1 protein-coding gene and 1 pseudogene are annotated in these 2,660 nt (G+C 47.9%); both read left to right on the forward strand.

What is annotated here, in order from left to right:
• The coding region (locus tag JCM11969_RS16325) for a ketopantoate reductase family protein (RefSeq protein ID WP_156319419.1) at positions 1-982 on the forward strand (982 nt) is incomplete at its 5' end.
• Positions 979-2,185 (forward strand): annotated as a pseudogene (locus JCM11969_RS16330) (aminotransferase-like domain-containing protein). The gene JCM11969_RS16325 and the pseudogene JCM11969_RS16330, both read left to right, overlap by 4 nt.
• Positions 2,186-2,660: the final 475 nt, after the last annotated feature.

Here is a 2,660-nt window from a genome sequence, read left to right on the forward strand (position 1 = left end):
GGGATATCGGTACGGTGTCATGTTACAAGAAAACGCCGGCGTAGATGTTGACTTTATTGATACTTGGGAACCAAACGTTGAACAGGTTCGTAGCCAAGGCGGTGTTTCTGTAGCCCGTGACCACGAAAATCGGCATATCGTGCCAATCAATATTTACTACCCTGAAGAATACACCGGTCATCCAGATGTTTGGATCGTCTTTAAAAAACAAATGCAACTTGCGGAGGAACTTGACCGCGATAACAAGGCTGGCATCTTCCACGATGACCAGTACGTCTTCTCAGCCATGAACGGCATGGGACACTTTGAAAAAATTGCTGACTACTTCCCAGCAGACCACATCGTTTGTGGGAGCGCCATGATCGCCACCCGGATGGATGGCCCAGCAAACGTTGACTTCATGGGCGCCGTTGATTCAGAACAGATGCACATGGCGCGTTACAACAACGAAAAACCAGACGAAACAGTTCAGGCCATTTTCGATGACTTCACTCAGGCAAAATTAGGGCCGATCTTCTCCGACGAATGGAAGGGCATGTGCATGTCCAAGGTCGTTTTCAACGCCGTTACGAACACCCTTTGTACCATGTTTGAAATGCAAATGGTGCAGTTCATTGAGTACGATGGTGTCCGTGAAATGTCTGAGCAACTCTTCAACGAAGCGTTTGATGCCTGCGAACGAGCTGGTATTCACTTAATTGAGACCCGGCAACAAGAAACGGATTCTGTGATCACGGTTTCTAAAGCGTACAAGTATCACTACCCATCAATGTACCAATACTTTTCAAAAGGTCGCCCAACCGAAGTGGATTACATCAACGGGTACATCGCAAAGATCGGCCGCGAACATGACTACGTTTGCCGGACTCATGAGTTTGTGGTTCACGAAGTCCACATGGCCGAAATGATGCGTAAATATCACAAGCCTGCTGAAAACACAGCGGACGCACAGACAACAGAAAAGGCAGGCGCTCAAGCATGAACTATCACTACTCAGACCGTGTTCCAGAAAGCGACGAAGACCCCGTCGGCAACATTTTGAAGGTGGCGGGTTCTGACAAGATCATCTCATTTGCAGGTGGCCTGCCAGCACCGGAATTATTTCCAGTTGACGAACTTAAAAAAGTAACTGATGAGTCTACGATGAATCTGGCCGAGCCGCGCTGCAGTACAGTGTTGCCAACGGGTTACCTGAGCTTCGCGAGCAGATCGTTAAGCGGATGGTCAAGTCCAACATTCACACGACGGCAGACAACATTATTATTACCACCGGGTCGCAGCAATCCATCGATCTCACCGCGAAGATGTTTGTGAACCCCGGCGATACGGTGATCGTTGAACAACCGACCTACCTGTGTGCTTGGATGTCTTTCGGACCTATGGCGCCCACTTAGTTGGCGTTGAGATGGACGACGACGGGATGAAGATTGATGCGTTGGAGCAGGCCTTAGTTGCCAACCCGAACACCAAGTTTATCTACACCATTCCAAGTTTCCAGAACCCAACCGGTCGGACAATGCCGTTTGACCGACGTCAGAAAATGATTGAAATTGCTAAAAAGTATGACGTGATCATCCTTGAAGACGACCCATACGGCGCCATCCGTTACGCTGGTGACGACGTTGCGCCGATCAAGAGTATTGACGATGACGAGCGCGTGATCTACATGAGCACCTTCTCGAAGATCTTAGCCCCTGGGTTGCGGATCGGTTGGATCGTTGCCGAAAAGAAACTTGTTAAGAAGTTTACGTTAATGAAACAATCCGCCGACGTGCACTCCGACAATTTGACACAGCACATCATCGCTAAATTCATGGGTGAATACAACATTGATGACCATATTGCGAAAATTAAAGCCGTTTACCGCGAACGCGAAGGGGTCATGATGGATGCCATCGAGACCTATTTCCCAAAGGGTGTGCACTACAGTCATCCTGAAGGCGGGCTGTTTATCTGGGTCGAGGTGCCTGGTGACATTAACACCCAAGACCTCTTTAATACCTGCATCAAAAATGATGTGGCGTTTGTCCCCGGTGAACCGTTCTACGCCGACAAGGTCATTCCTGGGACGTTCCGCTTGAATTACTCCAACATGACCGACGAGAAGATCGTAACTGGGATTCAGCGGCTTGGCAAAGCGATTGAGCAGACCATTGCTTCTCAGAAGGTTGATCAAGGGGCATAGGTCCTCTATGTCCGTTGCATTCCGCAATTTGGCACTCCGTGTGGTGGCTCGCGATGAAGCTAATTCGATTTCTGCTGCGCAGCTCTCGAATGGATCTCCATCGACTCGCACATCAGTAACCGACCCAAGAACGGTCGCTAACTGATGTCGACACCACAGCTCCGTGCCAAATTGCTGCATTCCACTCATATTGAGCTTACAGTGTACTGTTAGTTAAGTATCTTAATAGCTTTGACCCTAGTTTGCAGAGAATCCGCCCTCGACTGCTGATTAGGTTATCGATAGCAATGCTTCATACTAGTCTCTAATTAGGTGGTATCTTTTAATTAATAGTCTCAAAAAAGCAATGTTGCAGTGTCATCAATTATGAACCTTGTCCACAATTGCAGTGATACTGCATCTATCCACGAACACAAAAAATGCGTTCATCGTCATTCTGAAAATGATCGATGAACGCATTTTTTATTATTGTTCT

The organism is Secundilactobacillus paracollinoides DSM 15502 = JCM 11969, assembly GCF_001311135.1.
GTDB lineage: Bacteria > Bacillota > Bacilli > Lactobacillales > Lactobacillaceae > Secundilactobacillus > Secundilactobacillus paracollinoides.